28 protein-coding genes are annotated in these 18,200 nt (G+C 68.3%); 8 read left to right on the top strand and 20 right to left on the bottom strand.

What is annotated here, in order from left to right:
* Positions 1–34 precede the first annotated feature (34 nt).
* The gene (gene atpB / locus IM725_RS13060; RefSeq protein WP_193781037.1) at positions 35–934 is read right to left on the bottom strand and encodes a F0F1 ATP synthase subunit A; all 900 of its coding nucleotides are present in this window, start codon (positions 932–934) and stop codon (positions 35–37) included.
* 16 nt (positions 935–950) lie between these two features.
* Entirely contained in the window at positions 951–1,433 is a 483-nt protein-coding gene (locus IM725_RS13055; protein WP_193781036.1) for an ATP synthase subunit I, read from the bottom strand.
* A 169-nt stretch (positions 1,434–1,602) separates the two neighbouring features.
* On the opposite strand from IM725_RS13055, the gene IM725_RS13050 reads away from it, so the two are divergent.
* From IM725_RS13050 to IM725_RS13030, 5 genes are read left to right on the top strand one after another with little or no spacing between them, the layout of a single operon-like run.
* On the top strand, positions 1,603–2,484 hold the full coding sequence (locus tag IM725_RS13050) for a D-amino acid aminotransferase (RefSeq protein WP_193781035.1): 882 nt from the start codon (positions 1,603–1,605) through the stop codon (positions 2,482–2,484).
* 14 nt (positions 2,485–2,498) lie between these two features.
* A complete protein-coding gene (locus IM725_RS13045) occupies positions 2,499–2,771 on the top strand; it encodes a YbeD family protein (RefSeq protein ID WP_193781034.1) in 273 nt (90 codons plus the stop codon).
* 2 nt (positions 2,772–2,773) lie between these two features.
* Positions 2,774–3,442 carry a lipoyl(octanoyl) transferase LipB gene (gene lipB, locus IM725_RS13040; protein ID WP_193781051.1) on the top strand — a complete coding sequence of 223 codons (669 nt, stop codon included), beginning with the start codon at positions 2,774–2,776 and terminating at the stop codon, positions 3,440–3,442.
* A 5-nt stretch (positions 3,443–3,447) separates the two neighbouring features.
* Positions 3,448–4,431, top strand: coding sequence for a lipoyl synthase (lipA, locus tag IM725_RS13035; protein WP_227753794.1), 984 nt, complete (start codon positions 3,448–3,450; stop codon positions 4,429–4,431).
* Between the two features lie 10 nt (positions 4,432–4,441).
* A complete protein-coding gene (locus IM725_RS13030) occupies positions 4,442–5,326 on the top strand; it encodes a DMT family transporter (protein WP_193781033.1) in 885 nt (294 codons plus the stop codon).
* Here IM725_RS13030 and ptsP read toward each other — a convergent pair.
* From ptsP to IM725_RS13005, 5 genes are read right to left on the bottom strand one after another with little or no spacing between them, the layout of a single operon-like run.
* The gene (ptsP, locus tag IM725_RS13025) at positions 5,281–7,047 is read right to left on the bottom strand and encodes a phosphoenolpyruvate--protein phosphotransferase (RefSeq protein WP_193781032.1); all 1,767 of its coding nucleotides are present in this window, start codon (positions 7,045–7,047) and stop codon (positions 5,281–5,283) included. The genes IM725_RS13030 and ptsP overlap by 46 nt on opposite strands.
* Positions 7,044–7,313: an HPr family phosphocarrier protein gene (locus IM725_RS13020; protein WP_193781031.1), complete on the bottom strand. Its 270-nt coding sequence runs from the start codon at positions 7,311–7,313 to the stop codon at positions 7,044–7,046. The genes ptsP and IM725_RS13020 overlap by 4 nt, the downstream gene beginning before the upstream one ends.
* A complete protein-coding gene (locus IM725_RS13015; protein WP_193781030.1) occupies positions 7,282–7,737 on the bottom strand; it encodes a PTS sugar transporter subunit IIA in 456 nt (151 codons plus the stop codon). The genes IM725_RS13020 and IM725_RS13015 overlap by 32 nt, the downstream gene beginning before the upstream one ends.
* Before the next feature lie 12 nt (positions 7,738–7,749).
* A complete protein-coding gene (locus IM725_RS13010; protein WP_193781029.1) occupies positions 7,750–8,961 on the bottom strand; it encodes an MFS transporter in 1,212 nt (403 codons plus the stop codon).
* Positions 8,958–9,470 carry a hypothetical protein gene (locus IM725_RS13005; protein WP_193781028.1) on the bottom strand — a complete coding sequence of 171 codons (513 nt, stop codon included), beginning with the start codon at positions 9,468–9,470 and terminating at the stop codon, positions 8,958–8,960. The genes IM725_RS13010 and IM725_RS13005 overlap by 4 nt, the downstream gene beginning before the upstream one ends.
* A 37-nt stretch (positions 9,471–9,507) precedes the next feature.
* On the opposite strand from IM725_RS13005, the gene IM725_RS13000 reads away from it, so the two are divergent.
* The 3 genes from IM725_RS13000 to IM725_RS12990 all read left to right on the top strand — a co-directional run bounded on the left by IM725_RS13000 (position 9,508) and on the right by IM725_RS12990 (position 11,865).
* Positions 9,508–10,743 (top strand): CaiB/BaiF CoA transferase family protein, encoded by a 1,236-nt coding sequence (locus IM725_RS13000; protein ID WP_193781027.1) that lies wholly within the window; start codon positions 9,508–9,510, stop codon positions 10,741–10,743.
* Positions 10,744–10,770: 27 nt separating this feature from the next.
* Positions 10,771–11,283 (top strand): TlpA family protein disulfide reductase, encoded by a 513-nt coding sequence (locus IM725_RS12995; RefSeq protein ID WP_193781026.1) that lies wholly within the window; start codon positions 10,771–10,773, stop codon positions 11,281–11,283.
* Positions 11,284–11,376: 93 nt separating this feature from the next.
* Positions 11,377–11,865, top strand: a complete 489-nt coding sequence (locus IM725_RS12990; protein ID WP_227753796.1) for a GNAT family N-acetyltransferase — start codon at positions 11,377–11,379, stop codon at positions 11,863–11,865.
* 84 nt (positions 11,866–11,949) lie between these two features.
* Here the strand turns inward: IM725_RS12990 and IM725_RS12985 are convergent, their stop codons facing one another.
* From IM725_RS12985 to IM725_RS12925, 13 genes are all read right to left on the bottom strand, one after another.
* The gene (locus tag IM725_RS12985) at positions 11,950–12,456 is read right to left on the bottom strand and encodes a peroxiredoxin (protein ID WP_193781025.1); all 507 of its coding nucleotides are present in this window, start codon (positions 12,454–12,456) and stop codon (positions 11,950–11,952) included.
* An 83-nt stretch (positions 12,457–12,539) separates the two neighbouring features.
* Complete coding sequence (rpsQ, locus tag IM725_RS12980; protein WP_193781024.1) at positions 12,540–12,809, bottom strand: 30S ribosomal protein S17; 270 nt, start codon at positions 12,807–12,809, stop codon at positions 12,540–12,542.
* A complete protein-coding gene (gene rpmC / locus IM725_RS12975; protein WP_193781023.1) occupies positions 12,806–13,018 on the bottom strand; it encodes a 50S ribosomal protein L29 in 213 nt (70 codons plus the stop codon). The genes rpsQ and rpmC overlap by 4 nt, the downstream gene beginning before the upstream one ends.
* Before the next feature lie 14 nt (positions 13,019–13,032).
* Positions 13,033–13,449 (bottom strand): 50S ribosomal protein L16, encoded by a 417-nt coding sequence (gene rplP, locus IM725_RS12970; protein ID WP_193781022.1) that lies wholly within the window; start codon positions 13,447–13,449, stop codon positions 13,033–13,035.
* A 2-nt stretch (positions 13,450–13,451) separates the two neighbouring features.
* Positions 13,452–14,375, bottom strand: coding sequence for a 30S ribosomal protein S3 (rpsC, locus tag IM725_RS12965; protein ID WP_193781021.1), 924 nt, complete (start codon positions 14,373–14,375; stop codon positions 13,452–13,454).
* Between the two features lie 15 nt (positions 14,376–14,390).
* Positions 14,391–14,720: a 50S ribosomal protein L22 gene (gene rplV, locus IM725_RS12960; protein WP_193781020.1), complete on the bottom strand. Its 330-nt coding sequence runs from the start codon at positions 14,718–14,720 to the stop codon at positions 14,391–14,393.
* A 10-nt stretch (positions 14,721–14,730) separates the two neighbouring features.
* Positions 14,731–15,009, bottom strand: a complete 279-nt coding sequence (gene rpsS, locus IM725_RS12955; RefSeq protein WP_193781019.1) for a 30S ribosomal protein S19 — start codon at positions 15,007–15,009, stop codon at positions 14,731–14,733.
* Positions 15,010–15,024: 15 nt separating this feature from the next.
* Positions 15,025–15,849: a 50S ribosomal protein L2 gene (gene rplB, locus IM725_RS12950; protein WP_193781018.1), complete on the bottom strand. Its 825-nt coding sequence runs from the start codon at positions 15,847–15,849 to the stop codon at positions 15,025–15,027.
* A 2-nt stretch (positions 15,850–15,851) separates the two neighbouring features.
* Positions 15,852–16,187, bottom strand: coding sequence for a 50S ribosomal protein L23 (gene rplW / locus IM725_RS12945; protein ID WP_193781017.1), 336 nt, complete (start codon positions 16,185–16,187; stop codon positions 15,852–15,854).
* Positions 16,184–16,804, bottom strand: coding sequence for a 50S ribosomal protein L4 (rplD, locus tag IM725_RS12940; RefSeq protein ID WP_193781016.1), 621 nt, complete (start codon positions 16,802–16,804; stop codon positions 16,184–16,186). Before rplD ends, rplW begins: the two co-directional genes overlap by 4 nt.
* A complete protein-coding gene (rplC, locus tag IM725_RS12935; protein WP_193781015.1) occupies positions 16,804–17,478 on the bottom strand; it encodes a 50S ribosomal protein L3 in 675 nt (224 codons plus the stop codon). Before rplC ends, rplD begins: the two co-directional genes overlap by 1 nt.
* A gap of 280 nt (positions 17,479–17,758) precedes the next feature.
* On the bottom strand, positions 17,759–18,070 hold the full coding sequence (rpsJ, locus tag IM725_RS12930) for a 30S ribosomal protein S10 (RefSeq protein ID WP_145895499.1): 312 nt from the start codon (positions 18,068–18,070) through the stop codon (positions 17,759–17,761).
* Positions 18,071–18,073: 3 nt separating this feature from the next.
* A partial coding sequence (locus tag IM725_RS12925; RefSeq protein WP_456096306.1) for an EF-Tu C-terminal domain-related protein occupies positions 18,074–18,200 on the bottom strand: 127 nt, incomplete at its 5' end.

The raw sequence follows: 18,200 nt of genomic DNA, 5'->3' as shown, positions 1-18,200 counted from the left end.
TGGTTAAGGGAGGAAGGGAGAGAAACGAAAACGGTCAGTGCGCGTCGTGGGCCTGGCCCAGGTAGACGAGCGCCAGCATCATGAACACGAAGGCTTGCAGCGTGATGATCAGGATGTGGAAGATGGCCCAGGCGGTGCCGGCGATGATGTGGCCGATGGCCAGGCCGATGCCGGTCGCGGAGACGGACCAGGCGCCGCCCATCAGGGCGATCAGCAGGAAGATCAGTTCGCCGGCGTACATGTTGCCGAACAGCCGCATGCCGTGCGAGACGGTCTTGGCGATGAACTCGATGATCTGCATCGCGAAGTTCAGGATGCCCAGGATCACGGCGAAGACCGGGTTCTTGCTGGTGCCGAAAGGCGCGGTGACGAGCTCGTGGGCCCAGCCGCCGATGCCCTTGATCTTGGCGTTGTAGTACAGGCAGACCAGCAGCACGCCGACGGACAGGCCCATGGTCATGGACAGGTCGGCGGTGGGCACCACGCGCATGAAGGCGTGCTCGGGGTCATGGCCCTGGGCCGCCGCGATCTTGCCCCAGATGAAGGGCAGCAGGTCGACCGGCAGCAGGTCCATCGCGTTCATCAGGAAGATCCAGACGAACACGGTGAGCGCGAGCGGGGAGATGAACTTGCGGCTCGTGGCGTTGTGCACGATGCCCTTGGCCTGCGATTCCACCATCTCGACCAGCACTTCGACGGCGGCCTGGAAGCGGCCGGGCACGCCGGAGGTGGCCTTGCGGGCAGCGTTCCACATGAAGAAGCAGGCGATCAGGCCCAGCAGCGCGGCGTAGAACACCGTGTCGATGTTCACGACGGAGAAGTCGACGACGTTCGCCGGCTTCTGGTTCTGCCAGAAGGTCAGGTGGTGCAGGATGTACTCGCCTGCGGTCGGCGCATGTTCGGCGACGTGTTCAGCAGCGTTCTCGGCAGCCATGTGCTCTGTTCAACCTTTAAGACTCGTTCTTGACACCGGCGGGCTTCGGCGAATACGCCAGGGCCAGCCAGTACACCTTCATCGCCAGGACCAGGCCCACCAGCATCGCCGGCCAGCTCAATCCCGCCACCAGCTTCGGCGCCAGCGCCATGAGCGCGATCGTCGAAGCAATCTTGACCATCTCCCACACCATGAAGCCGACTGCCGCGGTGCCCGCGTTCAGCGAAGAAAAACGTGATGTGAGCCCCCGTGCGAACAAGGCCGCAGGCAAGACCACAGCCAGCGCACCGTAACCGGTGGACCACCCAACGTTTTGCCTCCCGGTGAGCCCCCAGGCGGCCAACGCCGCCAGGAGCCCCACCACAGCCTGCCCCGCCACGACCCACCAGGGGGAAACCGGCGGGTGCAGTTCACGCAGATGGCGCGCCTGTTCGGCGGTCAGCGGCGTGATCGGGGGCTCGTCCTCCGTCGAACCAGGCAGTGGGGCTGTTGTTTTCATTTCGGTGCGCCCCAATGTGAACCCTGAATTCGCACAAAGCCTCTCATTATAAGTAGAAACCCCTCATCGGCCACCCGTATCCGACCGAGGCCCAAGGCTTTGATGGCGTACGGTGCGTTTTCGGGCCGTGCACCGTACCGGGGCGTCGCGCGCGAACGACAATAAGGGCATGAGCACGACCGCCCTCCCCGACCTGCCCTGTTATCTCAATGGCGAATTCAGCTCCGTACGCGATGCCAAGGTCAGCGTGCTGGATCGCGGCTTCATCTTTGGCGACGGCATCTATGAGGTCGTGCCGGTGTACGCGGGCCGCCCGTTCCGCCTCGCCGAGCACCTGGCGCGGCTGGGCCGCAGCCTGGGCGCGCTGCGCATCGCCAACCCCATGGCCGATGGCGAGTGGCGCGCCCTGGTGGACCGCCTGATCGCGGAGTCGGCCGCCCGCGCGGGCGGCACTGCCGGCGACCTGCTCATCTATATCCAGGTGACGCGCGGCGTGGCCGTGCGCGACCACCTCTTCCCCAAGGACGTGCAGCCCACCGTGTTCGCCATGGCCAGCCGCATGAACCCGGTGTCGCCCGCCGACCGCGCGCAGGGCGTGGCATGCATCACCGCGGAAGATTTCCGCTGGAAGATGGCGCACGTCAAGAGCATCAGCCTGGCCGGCTCGGTGCTGGCGCGGCAGATGGGCGCCGACGCGGGCGCGATGGAGACCCTCATGTTCCGCGACGGTTTCCTGAGCGAAGGCGCGGCGGTGAATGCCTGGGTCGTCAAGGATGGGAAGGTGGCCGGCTCGCCGCGCGACAACCTGGTGCTCGAGGGCATACGCTACGGCCTCATGGAAGAACTCTGCCGCGAGCAGGGCATCCCCTTCGCGTTGCGCCGCATTCCCCAGGCCGAGGTGCTGGCCGCGGACGAGGTGCTCATCTCCAGCGCCACCAAGGAAATCCTGGCCGTCACGCGCATCGACGGGCAACCGGTTGGAAACGGCCGGCCGGGCCCCATCTACGAGAAGCTGTACGCCGGCTACCAGCGGGCGAAGAGCGCCGCCTGACCTCCGGACCCCGCATGAGCACCCCGTCTTCCGAATCCCTGATCGAGTACCCCTCCCGCTTCCCCATCAAGGTGATGGGCGCCAAGGTGGAGGGCTTCGTGGAGGCCATCACGCGGGTGGCGATGCACTTCGACCCCGGCTTCGACCCGGCCAGCATCGAGCTGCGCGACAGCCGGGGCGGCAATTACCTGGGCATCACGATCACGATCACGGCGACCAGCCGCGAGCAGCTGGACGAGCTCTACCGGACCCTGACCACCCATCCCATGGTCAAGGTCGTGCTGTGAGCCTGGCGGCGCGGCCGCTGGGGCGGGTGGACTACCTGCCCACCTACGCGGCCATGCAGGCCTTCACCGCCACGCGCGACGCAACCACGCCGGACGAGCTCTGGCTCTGCGAGCACCCGCCGGTCTTCACCCAGGGCCTGGCCGGACGGGCCGAGCACGTGCTGGGCCCGGGCGAGATCCCGGTGGTGGCCAGCAACCGGGGCGGCCAGGTGACCTACCACGGGCCCGGGCAGGTGGTGGCCTACCCGCTGCTAGACCTGGGGCGGCGCGGCTACTTCGTGAAGGAGTACGTGCACCGCCTGGAAGAGGCGGTGATCCGCACCCTGGGCCACTTCGGCGTCACCGGCCACCGCGTGCGCGGCGCCCCGGGCGTCTACGTGCGCATCGCCGATCCGTCCAGCCATGCGGCACTGCCGCCCGGCGACCCGGCCCGGCCCGACTTCAGCGGCCTGGGCAAGATCGCGGCGCTGGGCATCAAGGTCAGCCGCAGCTGCACGTACCACGGGGTGGCCCTGAACGTGGCCATGGACCTGGAACCCTTCTCGCGTATCGATCCCTGCGGCTATCCGGGCCTGGCCACGGTCGATCTTTCTACAATCGGCATCTCCACCTCCTGGGACGAAGCCGCGGCGATCCTTGCCGCCAAGCTGGGCACCTGGCTAGCACCCTGACCACCATGAAATCCACCGAAGTCGTGCGCGAGGCGCAGTCCGTCGAGACCTACCGGGCTGGCGCCAAGCAGAAGGCCGCCGCCAAGCTCTCGCGCATCCCGGTGAAGGTCGAGGCGGGCGAGGTGCTGAAGAAGCCGGAGTGGATCCGCGTGAAAGCCGGCTCGCCCAGCACGCGCTTCTACGAGATCAAGAGCATCCTGCGCGAGGCCAGGCTCAACACGGTCTGCGAGGAAGCCTCCTGCCCGAACATCGGCGAGTGCTTCGGCAAGGGCACGGCGACCTTCATGATCATGGGCGACAAGTGCACCCGGCGCTGCCCCTTCTGCGACGTGGGCCACGGCCGTCCCGACCCGCTGGACGCCGACGAGCCGCTGAACCTGGCCACCACCATCGCCCGCCTCCAGCTCAAGTACGTGGTGATCACCTCGGTCGACCGGGACGACCTGCGCGACGGCGGCGCGGGCCACTTCGTGGAGTGCATCCGCAAGACGCGCGAGCTCTCGCCCGGCACCACCATCGAGGTCCTGGTGCCCGATTTCCGCGGCCGTGACGACCGCGCGCTGGAAATCCTCAAGGCCGCCCCGCCGGACGTGATGAACCACAACCTGGAGACCATCCCGCGCCTGTACCGCGAGGCGCGCCCGGGCTCCGACTACCAGTTCAGCCTGAACCTGCTGAAGAAGTTCAAGGCCCTGTTCCCGCAGGTGCCCACCAAGAGCGGCCTGATGGTGGGCCTGGGCGAGACCGACGAGGAGATCCTCGAGGTGATGCGCGACATGCGCGCCCACGACATCGAGATGCTGACCATCGGCCAGTACCTCGCGCCCTCCACCTCGCACCTGCCGGTGCGCCGCTACGTGCACCCGGACACCTTCAAGATGTTCGAGGCCAAGGCCTACGAAATGGGCTTCACCCACGCCGCCGTGGGCGCCATGGTGCGCTCGAGCTACCACGCCGACCAGCAGGCCCACGCCGCCGGCGTGCGCTGAACGCTGCGGGATGCCGGCCAACGCCTACGCGCTGGGCGCGATCGGCTTGTGGGCGACCCTGGCCACGCTGGGCGTCTGGCTGTCGCACGTCCCGCCGTTCCTGCTGACCGGCCTCGCCCTGCTGGTGGGCAGCGTGCCCGCCTGGCCGCTGGCGCGTCAGTGGCGGGTGCCCCCGTCCACGCTCGCGCTGGGCCTGTACGGCCTGTTCGGCTACCACTTCCTGCTCTTCATCGCGCTGCGCAGCGCCCCGGCGGTGGAGGCCAACCTGGTCAATTACCTCTGGCCCCTGGGCATCGTGGTGCTGGCCCCGCTGTTCCTGCCCGGCCTGCGGCTGCGTGCGGTGCACGTGCTGGCCGCACTGGCGGGCTTCGGCGGTGCGGCGCTCGCCATCCTGGGCGGCGGCGCCTCGGGCGGGGGCTGGTCCTGGGGCTACCTGGCGGCCGCGGCCTCGGCGTTCATGTGGTCCAGCTACTCCCTGATGACACGGCGCGTCGCGCCCTTCCCGACCGCCGCCATCGGCCTGTTCGGCCTGGTGTCGGGCCTGCTCGCCCTCGCCTGCCACGCCTGGCTGGAGCCGCCCGCCTCGCTGTCCGGGCGTGACCTGCTGCTGATCGCGGTGATGGGCCTGGGGCCCCTGGGCGCGGCCTTCTTCCTGTGGGACAAGGCGCTCAAGCTGGGCGACCCGCGCCAGGTGGGCGTGCTGTCGTACATCACGCCGCTGGCCTCCACCCTGCTGCTGCTGCTGGCGACCGGCCGGCCGCTGCGCTGGAACGTCGCCGCAGCGGCGGTGCTCATCATCGGCGCCGCCGTGGCCGGCACCCGGGCCCGCGGCGGCGAGGGGCCAGACGCTCAGGCCGTGAACACGGCCGACGGGTCTTCCGCCTCCACGACCTGACGCGCCCAGGCCGCGAGCCGGGTGGTGTCGGCGCGCAGCACCTCCTGCTTGACGGCCAGCACCTGCGCCGGGTGCATGGAAAAGCTGCGCAGCCCCAGGCCCAGCAGCAGGCGGGTGAAGGCCACGTCGCCCGCCATCTCGCCGCACACGCTCACATGCTTGCCCGCCGCCGTGCCCGCGGCGATGGTGTCGGCCACCAGGCGCAGCACGGCGGGATGCAGCGGGTCGTACAGGTGGGCCACGGACTCGTCGGCGCGGTCGATCGCCAGCGTGTACTGGATGAGGTCGTTGGTGCCTATCGAGAGGAAGTCGAAGTACTTGAGGAAGGTGGGCAGGATCAGCGCCGCGGCGGGGATCTCGATCATGGCGCCCACCTCCACGCGCCCGCTGGCGACGCCGCGGTTGTCCAGCTCGGCGCGCGCGAAGTCGATCAGCGACAGCGTCTGCCGGATCTCGCTCGCATGGGCCAGCATGGGCACCAGCAGGCGCACCTTGCCATGGGCCGCCGCGCGCAGAATGGCACGCAGCTGGGTCAGGAACATCTGCGGCTCGGCCAGGCTCCAGCGGATCGCGCGCAGGCCCAGGGCCGGGTTCAGGTGGGCGGCGTCGCGGCGCGAGTCGTCCAGCGGCTTGTCGGCGCCCACGTCGATGGTGCGTATGGTCACCGGCAGGCCCTGCATGCCCTCCACCGCCTTGCGGTAGGCGAGGTACTGCTCCTCCTCGCCGGGCAGCTGGCCGCGCCGGCCCATGAAGAGGAATTCGCTGCGGAACAGGCCGACACCCACCGAGCCGGCGAGCAGCGCGGCGGAAGCGTCCTCCGGCAGCTCGATGTTGGCCAGCAGCTCGATCTTCTGGCCGTCCAGCGTCAGGGCCGGCGTGTGGCGAAGGCGCGCCAGCCGGCCGCGCTCCAGCTCGCCCTGGCGCTGCTTGAAGCCGTACTCCGCGAGGATGATGGGCGAGGGGTCCACGATCATCACCCCGGCGTCGCCGTCGATGATGACCCAGTCGTCCTGGCGCACCAGCTGGCTGGCGCTGCGGGCGCCCACCACGGCCGGGATGTCCATGCTGCGCGCGACGATGGCGGTGTGCGAGTTGCGGCCGCCCACGTCGGTGACGAAGCCGGCGAACACGCTCTGCTTGAACTGCAGCATGTCGGCCGGCGAGAGGTCGTGCGCGACCAGCACCAGCGGCACGTCGGTGGCATCGTCCAGCAGCAGGTCCTGCTGGGTCTTCCGGCGCCCGCCGACGGGGGGCGCCACCGGGGAGGGCACGCCCTTGAGCTGGCGCAGCACGCGGTCGGCCACCTGCTCCAGGTCGGCCTTGCGGCCGCGCAGGTACTCGTCCTCCATCTCGTCGAACTGGCGGCCCAGCACCTCGAGCTGGGTGGTCAGGGCCCACTCCGCGTTGTAGAGCCGCTCGGTGATCCAGTGCTTGACGCCGCTGATCAGGTCCTCGTCCTGCAACAGCATCAGGTGCACGTCCAGCAGGGCCGACAGCTCGTGCGGCGCCTCCTTGGGGCCCATCGCGACGATGGTCTGCTGAAGGCGATGGATCTCCTCGGCGACGGCGTTGCGCGCGCTGCGCACACGCTGGATCTCGGATTCGACCTCCTCGGCGCCGATGAAGTAGTGCGCCACGTCCACCCGGCTGGACGCCACCAGCACGGCGCGCCCGATGGCGATGCCCCGGGCGACGGCCAGGCCGTGGATGGAGAAGGTCATTCGCCCTCGCCGAACTTGTCCGCGATCAGGGCCAGCAGGGCGTCCATGGCTTCCTGCTCGCGCTCGCCGCTGGTTTCCAGGGTGACCTCGCTGCCCATGCCGGCGGCCAGCATCATCACGCCCATGATGCTCTTGGCATTGACGCGGCGCTCGCCCTTGCTGATGTGCACTTCGCAGGGGAAGCTGCCGGCCAGCTTGGTGAGCTTGGCGGAGGCGCGGGCATGCAGCCCCAGCTTATTGCTGATGGTCGTGGTGGTCCTGCTCATGGAGCTTCCGGTTCTGGTTCTGGGGTGCGCTGACGGCCACCTGCATGACGCCCTGCGTGCCACCGATCACGGCGCGCGAGACCAGGGCCTCCAGCGGCTCGTTGCGGTAGCTCACGCTGCGCAGCAGCATGGGCAGGTTGACGCCGGTGATCAGGCGTGACTTGACGCCGTCCACCAACTTCTGGGCGACGTTGGCGGGCGTGGCGCCGAAGATGTCGGTGAGCACGAGGATGCCCGTCACGCCCGGCTGGCGCGCCAGCTGGTCGAGCGCGATGCGGGCCATGGCCAGGGTCTCCTCCGGCGGCAGGTTGGGCTGCACGTCGATCGCGGCCACGGCATTCCCGCAGTCGGGGAACACGTGCAGGGCGCATGCCCGCAGCGCATGGGACAGTGGCGCGTGGGCAATGAGGAGGATGGCGTTCATCGGGTGGGTCGATTATCCCTTCGCGCGCAGGAAAACCGCGTAGCACGCCACGCTGGCGACGAGGAATGTCGCGAGCGCGGCACGAAAGGCCGACAGCGGCGTCCAGCCCAGGGCCAGCAGCGCATCGATGATCAGGCCGATCCCCCACTGCACGCTGAACACGCCGGCGAAGACCACGAGGTTGAAGGCCGAGAGCGCCCGCCCCGCGAGGACCCGCGGGAAGGCCATGCCGACCGCGGGCTGCGCCAGCGACAGGAAGGTCGAGCTGACGCAATACGCGGCCCAGGAGGCCGCGCCGGCGGCGGGCCCGGCCAGCACGTTGGCCGCCAGCACCAGCAGGCTGATGGGCGTGCCCCAGGCGATCATGCGTTCCACGCTGATGCCGCGGCGCGCCAGCCAGGGGTTGAGCCAGCCCCAGCTCCAGAAGGTGAGCAGCATGGCGAAGTTGATCGCGAACAGCCCGCGCGCCGCGTGGATGGCATCCAGCCCACCCAGGCGCACCATCCAGGGCCCGGCCCACAGCGACTGGATGGCGATCATGCCGCCGTAGTTCACGAAGCCCAGGGGCGCCATGCGCCGGAAGTAGGGGTGCACCCAGACCCGCGCGTACGAGCGGTCGGGGTCGGTGGCCGCGGGCTCGGCATCGCCGGCCGCGCCCCAGCCGGGCAGCAGCCAGGCGATGGCCGCCGTGGCCAGGCCGATGCCTGCGGCCAGGCCCCAGAACACGGGCCGCCAGCCGATCAAGGGCAGCAGCCACTGCACCGGCACCGTGGACGCCAGCATGCCCAGCGAGCCGGTCATCAGCATCCACGAGTTGGCCCGCAGTTGCGCCGGCGGCGACAACCAGTAGCGGAACCCGGTCAGCGGCGCCATGAGGCAGGCGCTGACGCCGACCCCGCACAGCACCCGCGCCGCCAGCAGGGCGGTGAAACCGCCGGCGAAGGCGAAGGCCAGGCAGCCCGCGATGGCCACGCCCATGAAGCCCAGCATCACGCGGCGCGGGCCGTGCCGGTCCAGCCACTGGCCCAGCGGCAGCTGCGTCGCGGCGAAGCCGAAGAAGAAGCCCCCGGCCAGCAGGCCCAGCTCCTGGGCGGAGAGCGCGAATTCGCTCGTGAGCGTGGGCGCCAGCGTGGCGGTGATGGCCCGCAGCACCGCGGAGAAGAAGTACGCGAACGCGAAGGCGAGGAAGACGAGGACTGCGCGCTGCCGGCCCAGGCCGCTCATTCGAAGCCCAGGCCCGTGAAGAAGGTGTCGGCCGCCTCGGGCCGCATCGCCTTCGCGTAGACGACCGCCTGGAACACGCGCGTGCCCCGGGCGAAATACACGGCCTGCGACTCGATGGTGCTGCCGTCGGCGCGCCGTCCCTGCGCCCGCACCCGCTGCGAGGCCGGCAGGTCCAGCGCGCCACGCGGCACGAAATGCGACCGCTGCGCGGGCTGGGCCTGGATGTTGGCGAGCGTGGCGCGGTTCCAGTCTTGCAGGGCCTGCTCGCTGCGCCCGGCGTCGCCCAGGTCGGACTGCACCACCGCGAACATGAGGCCACCGGCTTCGCAGCCCTGGGCCAGCAGCACACGCGAGGCGCCGGCGAAATCGGCGCGGTGCTCCGCCCGGTCAGGCTTGCAGGGGAAGGTCATGCGCAAGCCGCTGGCTTCGTCGTGCAGTTCGCGCCAGTCCAGGGTGGGGGAACAGGCCGCAAGCGCGAACAGCAGCGCGGCGGAAAATCGGCGGGGCATCGTCCGATTATGTTCGGCCGCGTCACAATCGATGTCCATGAATTCCCTCTCAGGCATACGCGTCCTCGATCTCTCCCGCGTGCTCGCCGGCCCCTGGTGCACGCAGACCCTGGCCGACCTGGGCGCCGACGTCATCAAGGTCGAGCGCCCCGGCGGCGGCGACGACACGCGCAGCTGGGGCCCGCCCTTCCTGCAGGACCGCGAGGGCCACGACACGCACGAGGCCGCCTACTACCTGGGCGCCAACCGCAACAAGCGCTCCATCACCTGCGACATCGCGCAGCCCGCGGGCCAGGCCCTGCTGCGCGAACTCGCGCGGCACTGCCACGTGGTGGTGGAGAACTTCAAGGTCGGCGACCTGAAGCGCTATGGCCTGGACTACGAGGCGATGAAGGCGGTCAACCCGTCCATCGTCTACTGCTCCGTCACCGGCTTCGGCCAGACCGGGCCCTACCGCGACCGCGCCGGCTACGACTACGCCGTGCAGGGCATGGGCGGCCTGATGAGCATCACGGGCGAGCGCGACGACCTGGGCGGCGGCCCGCAGAAGGTGGGCGTGGCCGCGGCCGACCTGTTCACCGGCATGTATGCCACCGTCGCGATCCTGGCCGCGCTGCGCCATGCCGAACGCACGGGCGAAGGCCAGGCCATCGACATGGCCCTGCTGGACACGCAGGTGGCCATGCTCGCCAACCTGGGCGCGAACTACCTGGTGAGTGGCAAGGTGCCCGGCCGCTCCGGCAACGCCCACCAGAACATCGTCCCCTACCAGGTGTTCGAGACCGCGCCCGCCCCCGACGGCTCGCGCGATCACCTCATCCTTGCGGTGGGCAACGACGGCCAGTTCGCCCGGTTCTGCGAGGTCGCCGGCCGGCCGGAGCTCGCCGCCGACCCGCGCTTCACCCGCAACCAGGACCGCGTGCGCAACCGGGCGGTGCTGGTGCCCCTGCTGGAGGAGATCGTGCGCAGCCGCCCCAAGCAGGCCTGGCTGCCCGCCCTGGAGGCCGCCAAGGTGCCCTGCGGGGCGATCAACAACCTGGCCGAGGTCTTCGCCGACCCGCAGGTGCAGGAGCGCGGCATGGTCACGGCCTGGGACCACCCCCTCAACCCCGGCCTGCGCCTGGTGTCCAGCCCCATGAAGCTGGGCGCCACGCCGGTGCGCACCGACCTGCCGCCGCCGCTGCTCGGCCAGCACACGGATGAGGTGCTGCGCGAGCTGCTGCCCGACGCCGACGCACGGATCCGGGAACTGAGGAATCTCAAGGCGATCTGACCTCCAAATGCTTAGAATGGTGTGAACATGGCCAGCAAGACCTCACGCAACCTCCTGATCGCCGGCGTCACCGCCGCCGCGGTGGCCGTGGGCGCGTACTTTGCCCTGGGCGCCGGCCACGAGTCGGCGCCGCAGTCGACCTTCGTGCTGCTGGACGGCTCGCGCCAGACCACCCAGGACCTGAAGGGCCGCGTCACCCTGGTCAACTTCTGGGCGACCAGCTGTGTGACCTGCGTGGGCGAGATGCCCAAGATGATCGCCACCTACGACAAGTACCACGACAAGGGTTTCCAGACCCTGGCGGTGGCGATGAGCTACGACCCGCCCAGCTACGTCGTCAACTACACGCAGACCCGCAAGCTCCCCTTCAAGGTGGCGCTGGACAACACCGGCGCGGTCGCCAAGGCCTGGGGTGACGTGCAGCTCACGCCCACCACCTACCTGCTCAACAAGCACGGCGAGATCGTCAAGCGCTACGTCGGCGAGCCTGACTTCGCCGAGCTGCACCAGCTCATCGAGAAGCTGCTGGCCGAGGCCTGAGGCCCTGCGGCGGGGGCCGCGACCCCGGTGGCGTGCGCTGGCAGGCGCGCTACACTGGCACCCTCCTCTTTCGATCCGGCCCGCTTGGACTCCCTGCAGCGCGCGCGCGTCGCGCTTCAAACCCCCGACACCGATGAAGCCCTGCAGCAGGTGCGCCTGCTGATGCAGGAGTACGCCCAGGGCCTGGGCGTCGACCTGTGCTTCCAGGGCTTCGAGGCCGAACTGGCGGCGCTGCCCGGTGACTACGCGCCGCCGCGCGGTGCCCTGCTGCTGGCCACCGTGGACGGGGAGCCGGCGGGCTGTGTCGCCCTGCGCCCGCTGGACACGGTGGATGCGCCGAACGCCGCCGAGATGAAGCGCCTGTACGTGCGCGATCGCTTCCGGGGCCTGGGCCTGGGCCGCGCGCTGGCCGAGGCGATCCTGGACGCCGCCCGCGAGGCAGGCTACAGCTGCGTGCTGCTGGACACGTTGGACGAGATGGAGTCCGCGCGCGCCCTCTACGCGGAACTGGGCTTCCGCGAGGTGCCGCCCTATTACCACAACCCCATCCCGGGGGCGCACTACCTCCAGTGCGAGCTCTGAGGCGAGGCAGGCCCCTGCCCGTCCGCCATGCGAAAGGCCGCCCTGGGGCGGCCTTTCTTCATTGCAGGACGAGGGTCCTGCGGGTCAGCCGCGGGCCTGCGCCAGCAGGGTGTCGGCGTCGCTGACCTCGAACTTGCCGGGGCCTTCGATGTTGAGGGTGGCGACCTTGCCGTCCTTGACCAGCATGGAGTAGCGCGTGCTGCGCAGGCCCATGCCCCGGCCGGTGAGGTCCAGCGTCAGGCCGGTGGCCTTGGCGAAGTCGGCGCTGCCGTCGGCCAGCATGCGCACCTTGGTGCCGGTGTGCTGGTCACGCGCCCAGGCGCCCATCACGAAGGCATCGTTCACGCTCACGCACCAGATTTCGTCCACGCCGGCCTTCTTCAGCTCGTCGTACTTCTGGACATAGCCCGGCACGTGCTTGGCCGAGCAGGTGGGGGTGTAGGCCCCGGGCAGCCCGAACAGGGCAATCGTCTTGCCCGCGGCCGCTTCGTGCACCTTCACCGGGTTGGGCCCGATGGAACAGCCGTTGCCCTCGACTTCGGAATACTCCTGCAGCACCACGTCCGGCAGTGCGTCGCCAACCTTGATCATCCTGTCTCCTCGTAAAAATGAAAAACGGCCCACATTGTGGGCCGTTTCCGGGGAGCCTGCAGGACGCAGGGTCGATCGCGGGATCAGACCTCGGCGGCCTTCTCGACCAGGCGGGTCGCGACCCAGCTCTTGGTCTTGGAGATCGGGCGGCTTTCCTGGATCTCGATGATGTCACCGAGGTGGAATTCGCCCTTCTCGTCGTGCGCCTGGTACTTGCTGCTCTTGGCAACGATCTTGCCGTACAGCTCGTGCTTGACGCGGCGCTCGACCAGCACCGTCACGGTCTTGGTGCGCTTGTCGCTCACCACCTTGCCGATGAGGGTGCGCTTCAGGGAAGTCTTGGCTTCACTCATTGGGCTTGTCCTTCCTTGGAGGCGGCCGTCTTCTGCGCGAGGATGGTCTTCGCGCGGGCGATGTCGCGGCGCGTCAGGCGCAGCGTGGCGGTGTTGGTCAGTTGCTGGGTCGCCTTCTGCATGCGAAGACCGAAGTGGGCCTTCTGCAGTTCCTTGACCTCGTTCTCGAGGCCGGCGACGTCTTTCTGGCGCAGTTCAGAAGTTTTCATGGAGTCTCTCCTGATCAGGTGCCAATCTGGCGGGCAACGAACGTGGTGCGAAGCGGCAGCTTCGCGGCGGCCAGGCGGAAGGCCTCGCGGGCGAGTTCTTCGGGCACGCCGACGATCTCGAACACGACCTTGCCCGGCTGGATCTCGGCCACGTAGTACTCGGGGTTGCCCTTGCCGTTACCCATACGCACTTCAGCAGGCTTCTGGGAAATCGGCTTGTCGGGGAACACGCGGATCCAGATGCGGCCACCACGCTTGACGTGGCGGGAGATCGCGCGACGCGCGGCCTCGATCTGGCGGGCCGTCAGGCGACCACGGTCCGTGCACTTGAGGCCGAAGTCACCGAAGGCCACCGAGTTGCCACGGGTGGCGACGCCGGTGTTACGGCCCTTCTGCTCCTTGCGGTATTTCCGGCGAGCGGGTTGCAGCATGTTTACTCTCCTTTACCGTCGGCGGGGGTGCCAGCCGGCGCGGCTTTGCGGACGCGCTTAACGGTAGATTTCGGCGCATCGGCGCCTGGGGTTGCTTCAGCGGGCTTGTCGCTGCCGTCCACGGGGGCGGCATTGGTGGTGCCGGCACCGGGGCCGCCAGCGGCGGGACGGCGCGGGGCACCACGGCGATCGCCGCCGGGGCCGCCACGACGGTCACCGTCACGGCGCGGGCCGCGCGGACCGCGACGCTCTTCGCCCTCGGGGCGCGGCGTGCTGTCCAGCGACGGGGCGTCGTTGCGGCCCAGGGTGTCGCCCTTGTAGACCCAGACCTTGACGCCGATGACGCCGTAGGTGGTCTTGGCTTCGGAGAAGCCGTAGTCGATGTCCGCACGCAGGGTGTGGAGCGGCACGCGGCCTTCGCGGTACCACTCGGTGCGCGCGATCTCGATGCCGTTCAGGCGGCCGGCGGACATGATCTTGATGCCCTGGGCGCCCAGGCGCATCGCGTTCTGCATGGCGCGCTTCATCGCGCGGCGGAACATGATGCGCTTCTCGAGCTGCTGGGTGATCGAGTCGGCGATCAGCTGGGCATCGACTTCGGGCTTGCGCACTTCCTCGATGTTCACAGCGACCGGCACGCCCAGGCGGGTGGCGAGTTCCTTCTTGAGGTTCTCGATGTCCTCGCCCTTCTTGCCGATCACCACGCCCGGACGGGCGGAGTAGATCGTGATGCGGGCGTTCTTGGCGGGGCGCTCGATCAGCACGCGGGAGACCGCGGCGTTCTTCAGCTTGCTCTTGAGGTAGTCGCGGACCTTGATGTCCTCGGCCAGCATGCCGGCGAAGTCACGGTTGTTCGCGTACCAGCGGCTGGCCCAGTTGCGGCTGACCGAAAGACGGAAGCCGGTAGGATGGATTTTCTGTCCCATTTTTCCTGGTGCCTTTTAGTTGCCGACGGTCACGTACACGTGGCACGTGGGCTTGCTGATGCGGTTGCCACGGCCCTTGGCGCGGGCCGTGAAACGCTTGAGCGTGGCGCCCTGTTCGACGTAGATCGTCTTGACACGAAGTTCGTCGATGTCGGCGCCGTCGTTGTGCTCGGCGTTCGCGATCGCGGACTCCAGCACCTTCTTGACGATGAGCGCGGCCTTCTTGGGCGTGAACTGCAGGATGTTGAGGGCCTGGTCCACCTTCTTGCCGCGGATGAGGTCAGCAACCAGACGGCCCTTGTCGACCGACAGGCGGACGCCGCGGAGCACTGCACGAGTTTCCATGGTCTGGTCCTTATTTCTTCTGGACTTTCTTGTCCGCGGGGTGACCCTTGAAGGTGCGCGTCAGGGCGAATTCGCCCAGTTTGTGGCCCACCATCTGGTCGGTGATGTACACGGGCACGTGCTGCTTGCCGTTGTGGACGGCGATCGTCAGCCCGATGAACTCGGGCAGGATCATGGAGCGACGCGACCAGGTCTTGATCGGCTTCTTGTCCTTGGTCGTCACGGCCTTGTCGGCCTTGGCCACCAGGTGCTGGTCGACGAAGGGACCTTTTTTGAGGGAGCGAGTCATGTCTGTGGTCCCTTCTTATTTCTTGCGGCGCGACACGATCATGACCTGCGTGCGCTTGTTGTTGCGGGTGCGGTAACCCTTGGTCAGGTTGCCCCACGGGTCGACAGGGTGACGGCCTTCGCCGGTCTTGCCCTCGCCACCGCCGTGCGGGTGGTCCACCGGGTTCATCACCACGCCGCGAACGGTCGGGCGGATACCCATCCAGCGCTTCACACCGGCCTTGCCGAGCTGGCGCAGGCTGTGTTCTTCGTTGGCAACCTCGCCGATGGTGGCGCGGCACTCGATGTGGATCTTGCGCACTTCGCCGGAACGCATGCGAACCTGGGCGTAGGTGCCTTCACGGGCCAGCAGCGTGGCGGAGGCGCCAGCCGAACGCGCGATCTGCGCGCCCTTGCCGGGCTTGAGCTCGATGCAGTGGATCGTGGAGCCGACCGGGATGTTGCGCACCGGCAGCGTGTTGCCAGCCCGGATCGGGGCTTCGGCACCGGACAGCAGCGTCTGGCCGACTTCAATGCCGCGGGGGGCAATGATGTAGCGGCGCTCGCCGTCGGCGTAGCACACCAGGGCGATGTGGGCCGTGCGGTTGGGGTCGTACTCGACGCGCTCGACCTTGGCCGGGATGCCGTCCTTGTTGCGCACGAAGTCCACCACGCGGTAGTGGTGCTTGTGGCCGCCGCCCTTGTGGCGGGTGGTCACGTGGCCGTTGTTGTTGCGGCCGGACTTCTGGTGCTGGGGTTCCAGCAGGGGCGCGTAGGCCTCACCCTTGTACAGGTGGTCACGCGAGATCTTCACCATGCCACGCTGGCCGGGTGAAGTGGGTTTCATCTTGATGACAGCCATGATTACGCGGCCTCCCCGGACAGGTTCAGCTCCTGGCCCGGCTTGAGCCGGACGTAGGCCTTGCGGACGTTGTCGCGGCGACCGATGGAACGGCCGAAGCGCTTCGTCTTGCCCTTGGTATTGACGACGGACACACCCAGGACTTCGACCTTGAACATCAGTTCAACGGCGGCCTTGATCTCAGGCTTGGTGGCGTTCTGCAGCACCTTGAAGGTGACTGCGTTGGTCTTGTCGGCGACGTGCGTGGCCTTCTCGGACACGATCGGGGCGATCAGGACCTGCATCAGGCGGCCTTCTTCGAAGGTGCGCTCGGCGGGAGTGGGGTTCACGCGGCTCATGCGAACATCTCCTTGAGCTGGTCGATGGCGGCCTTGGTGACCAGCACCTTCTTGTAGTGCACCAGCGACAGCGGGTCGGCGTAGCGAGGCTCGACGACGAGCACGTTGGCCAGGTTGCGCGAGGCGAGATACAGGTTCTCATCCACCTCGTCGGCGATCACGAGCACCGATTCCAGGTTCATGGCCTTGAAACGGGCGGCCAGCTGCTTGGTCTTCGGCGAGTCGACCTTGATCGAATCGACGACGGCCAGGCGGCCCTCACGGGCGAGCTGGGAGAAGATGGACGCCATGCCGGCGCGGTACATCTTCTTGTTGAGCTTCTGGGTGAAGTTCTCTTCCGGGCTGTTCGGGAAGATGCGGCCGCCCCCACGCCACAGCGGGGAGGAGGTCATGCCGGCGCGAGCGCGGCCGGTGCCCTTCTGCTTGAACGGCTTCTTGGTCGAGTGCTTGACCGTGGCGCGGTCCTTCTGGGCGCGCGTGCCCTGGCGGGCGTTGGCCTGGAAGGCGACGACGACCTGGTGCACCAGGTCTTCGTTGTATTCACGGCCGAACACGGTCTCGGGCGCGTCGATCTTGGACGCGGCCTGGCCTTGTTCGTTCAGGAGTTCGAGTTGCATTACTGGGCTCCCTTCTTGGCGGGGACCTTGACGGCCGGGCGCACGGTCACGAAACCGTTCTTCGAGCCGGGAACCGCGCCCTTGATCAGCAGCAGCTGGCGGGCTTCGTCGATGCGGAAGATGTCCAGGTTCTGGGTGGTGACGGTGTCGTCGCCCATGTGGCCGGTCATGCGCTTGCCGGGGAACACGCGGCCGGGATCCTGCGCCATGCCGATCGAGCCGGGCACGTTGTGCGAACGGCTGTTGCCGTGCGACGCGCGCTGGGACGACATGTTGTGGCGCTTGATGGTGCCGGCGTAGCCCTTGCCGATGGACGTGCCCTGCACGTCCACCTTCTGGCCCACGGCGAAGACGTCGGTCGCGGGCACGGTGGCGCCGGCGGCGTACTTCGCGGCGGCGTCGGCCGTCACGCGGAATTCCTTGATGATTTCACCGGGCTCCACGCCTGCTTTCGCAAGGTGGCCAGCCATCGGCTTGGAGATACGGGAGGCGCGGCGCTTGCCGAACGTGACCTGCAGGGACACGTAGCCGTCGTTCTCCTGGGTCTTGACCTGGGTCACGCGGTTGCCGGACACGTCCACCACCGTCACAGGCACGGCATCGCCGTCGTCCGTGAAGAGGCGCATCATGCCAACCTTGCGGCCCAGCAACCCCATAGAGGTGCTCAGACTCATGTTTTTGACTCCGTTGCCTTCGCCGCGAGCGCTGCAATTGGCTCTCGCGTTTTCGTGGCCGTGAGGCACGACGAAGGAGGGTTGATAAATTCGCTGCCGCCGCTCCCGCTGCTTTCACACCGGGTTTGCCAATGGCAACGCCAGGCCCATTTCGGGCCAAGGGTGAGATTTTAGCCCAGATGCGCCCGGCTTGCCAAGCCCCGGGCTGCCGCAAGCCGGACGGCCCCGAAAAAAAGGCCGCCCGGAGGCGGCCTTTGGGGCAACTGCAGAGCCGCGAGGCTTACTGCAGCTTGATCTCGACGTCCACGCCAGCCGGCAGGTCCAGCTTCATCAGCGCGTCCACGGTCTTGTCGGTCGGGTCCACGATGTCCATCAGGCGCTGGTGCGTGCGGATCTCGAACTGGTCGCGGCTCGACTTGTTGACGTGCGGCGAGCGCAGGATGTCGAAGCGCTTCATGCGGGTCGGCAGGGGCACCGGGCCCTTGACGATCGCGCCGGTGCGCTTGGCGGTGTCGACGATCTCGGCAGCGGACTGGTCGATCAGCTTGTAATCAAACGCCTTGAGGCGGATGCGGATTTTCTGCTGGGCCATGCCTTACTCCATGATCTTCGCGACGACGCCGGCACCCACGGTGCGGCCACCTTCGCGGATGGCGAAGCGCAGGCCTTCTTCCATGGCGATGGGGGCGATCAGCTTCACGGTGATGGTGACGTTGTCACCG

The organism is Ramlibacter aquaticus, assembly GCF_015159745.1.
Taxonomy (GTDB): Bacteria; Pseudomonadota; Gammaproteobacteria; order Burkholderiales; family Burkholderiaceae_C; genus Ramlibacter; species Ramlibacter aquaticus.
This window is presented reverse-complemented; position numbering and strand designations above follow the sequence as displayed.

What these genes read in the sequence shown, in the direction of transcription:
- atpB (WP_193781037.1), bottom strand. Translation starts at nt 934, where the DNA reads ATGGCTGCCGAGAACGCTGCTGAACACGTCGCCGAACATGCGCCGACC.
- IM725_RS13055 (WP_193781036.1), bottom strand. Translation starts at nt 1,433, where the DNA reads ATGAAAACAACAGCCCCACTGCCTGGTTCGACGGAGGACGAGCCCCCG.
- IM725_RS13050 (WP_193781035.1), top strand. Translation starts at nt 1,603, where the DNA reads ATGAGCACGACCGCCCTCCCCGACCTGCCCTGTTATCTCAATGGCGAA.
- IM725_RS13045 (WP_193781034.1), top strand. Translation starts at nt 2,499, where the DNA reads ATGAGCACCCCGTCTTCCGAATCCCTGATCGAGTACCCCTCCCGCTTC.
- lipA (WP_227753794.1), top strand. Translation starts at nt 3,448, where the DNA reads ATGAAATCCACCGAAGTCGTGCGCGAGGCGCAGTCCGTCGAGACCTAC.
- IM725_RS13030 (WP_193781033.1), top strand. Translation starts at nt 4,442, where the DNA reads ATGCCGGCCAACGCCTACGCGCTGGGCGCGATCGGCTTGTGGGCGACC.
- ptsP (WP_193781032.1), bottom strand. Translation starts at nt 7,047, where the DNA reads ATGACCTTCTCCATCCACGGCCTGGCCGTCGCCCGGGGCATCGCCATC.
- IM725_RS13020 (WP_193781031.1), bottom strand. Translation starts at nt 7,313, where the DNA reads ATGAGCAGGACCACCACGACCATCAGCAATAAGCTGGGGCTGCATGCC.
- IM725_RS13015 (WP_193781030.1), bottom strand. Translation starts at nt 7,737, where the DNA reads ATGAACGCCATCCTCCTCATTGCCCACGCGCCACTGTCCCATGCGCTG.
- IM725_RS13010 (WP_193781029.1), bottom strand. Translation starts at nt 8,961, where the DNA reads ATGAGCGGCCTGGGCCGGCAGCGCGCAGTCCTCGTCTTCCTCGCCTTC.
- IM725_RS13005 (WP_193781028.1), bottom strand. Translation starts at nt 9,470, where the DNA reads ATGCCCCGCCGATTTTCCGCCGCGCTGCTGTTCGCGCTTGCGGCCTGT.
- IM725_RS13000 (WP_193781027.1), top strand. Translation starts at nt 9,508, where the DNA reads ATGAATTCCCTCTCAGGCATACGCGTCCTCGATCTCTCCCGCGTGCTC.
- IM725_RS12995 (WP_193781026.1), top strand. Translation starts at nt 10,771, where the DNA reads ATGGCCAGCAAGACCTCACGCAACCTCCTGATCGCCGGCGTCACCGCC.
- IM725_RS12985 (WP_193781025.1), bottom strand. Translation starts at nt 12,456, where the DNA reads ATGATCAAGGTTGGCGACGCACTGCCGGACGTGGTGCTGCAGGAGTAT.
- rpsQ (WP_193781024.1), bottom strand. Translation starts at nt 12,809, where the DNA reads ATGAGTGAAGCCAAGACTTCCCTGAAGCGCACCCTCATCGGCAAGGTG.
- rpmC (WP_193781023.1), bottom strand. Translation starts at nt 13,018, where the DNA reads ATGAAAACTTCTGAACTGCGCCAGAAAGACGTCGCCGGCCTCGAGAAC.
- rplP (WP_193781022.1), bottom strand. Translation starts at nt 13,449, where the DNA reads ATGCTGCAACCCGCTCGCCGGAAATACCGCAAGGAGCAGAAGGGCCGT.
- rpsC (WP_193781021.1), bottom strand. Translation starts at nt 14,375, where the DNA reads ATGGGACAGAAAATCCATCCTACCGGCTTCCGTCTTTCGGTCAGCCGC.
- rplV (WP_193781020.1), bottom strand. Translation starts at nt 14,720, where the DNA reads ATGGAAACTCGTGCAGTGCTCCGCGGCGTCCGCCTGTCGGTCGACAAG.
- rpsS (WP_193781019.1), bottom strand. Translation starts at nt 15,009, where the DNA reads ATGACTCGCTCCCTCAAAAAAGGTCCCTTCGTCGACCAGCACCTGGTG.
- rplB (WP_193781018.1), bottom strand. Translation starts at nt 15,849, where the DNA reads ATGGCTGTCATCAAGATGAAACCCACTTCACCCGGCCAGCGTGGCATG.
- rplW (WP_193781017.1), bottom strand. Translation starts at nt 16,187, where the DNA reads ATGAGCCGCGTGAACCCCACTCCCGCCGAGCGCACCTTCGAAGAAGGC.
- rplD (WP_193781016.1), bottom strand. Translation starts at nt 16,804, where the DNA reads ATGCAACTCGAACTCCTGAACGAACAAGGCCAGGCCGCGTCCAAGATC.
- rplC (WP_193781015.1), bottom strand. Translation starts at nt 17,478, where the DNA reads ATGAGTCTGAGCACCTCTATGGGGTTGCTGGGCCGCAAGGTTGGCATG.
- rpsJ (WP_145895499.1), bottom strand. Translation starts at nt 18,070, where the DNA reads ATGGCCCAGCAGAAAATCCGCATCCGCCTCAAGGCGTTTGATTACAAG.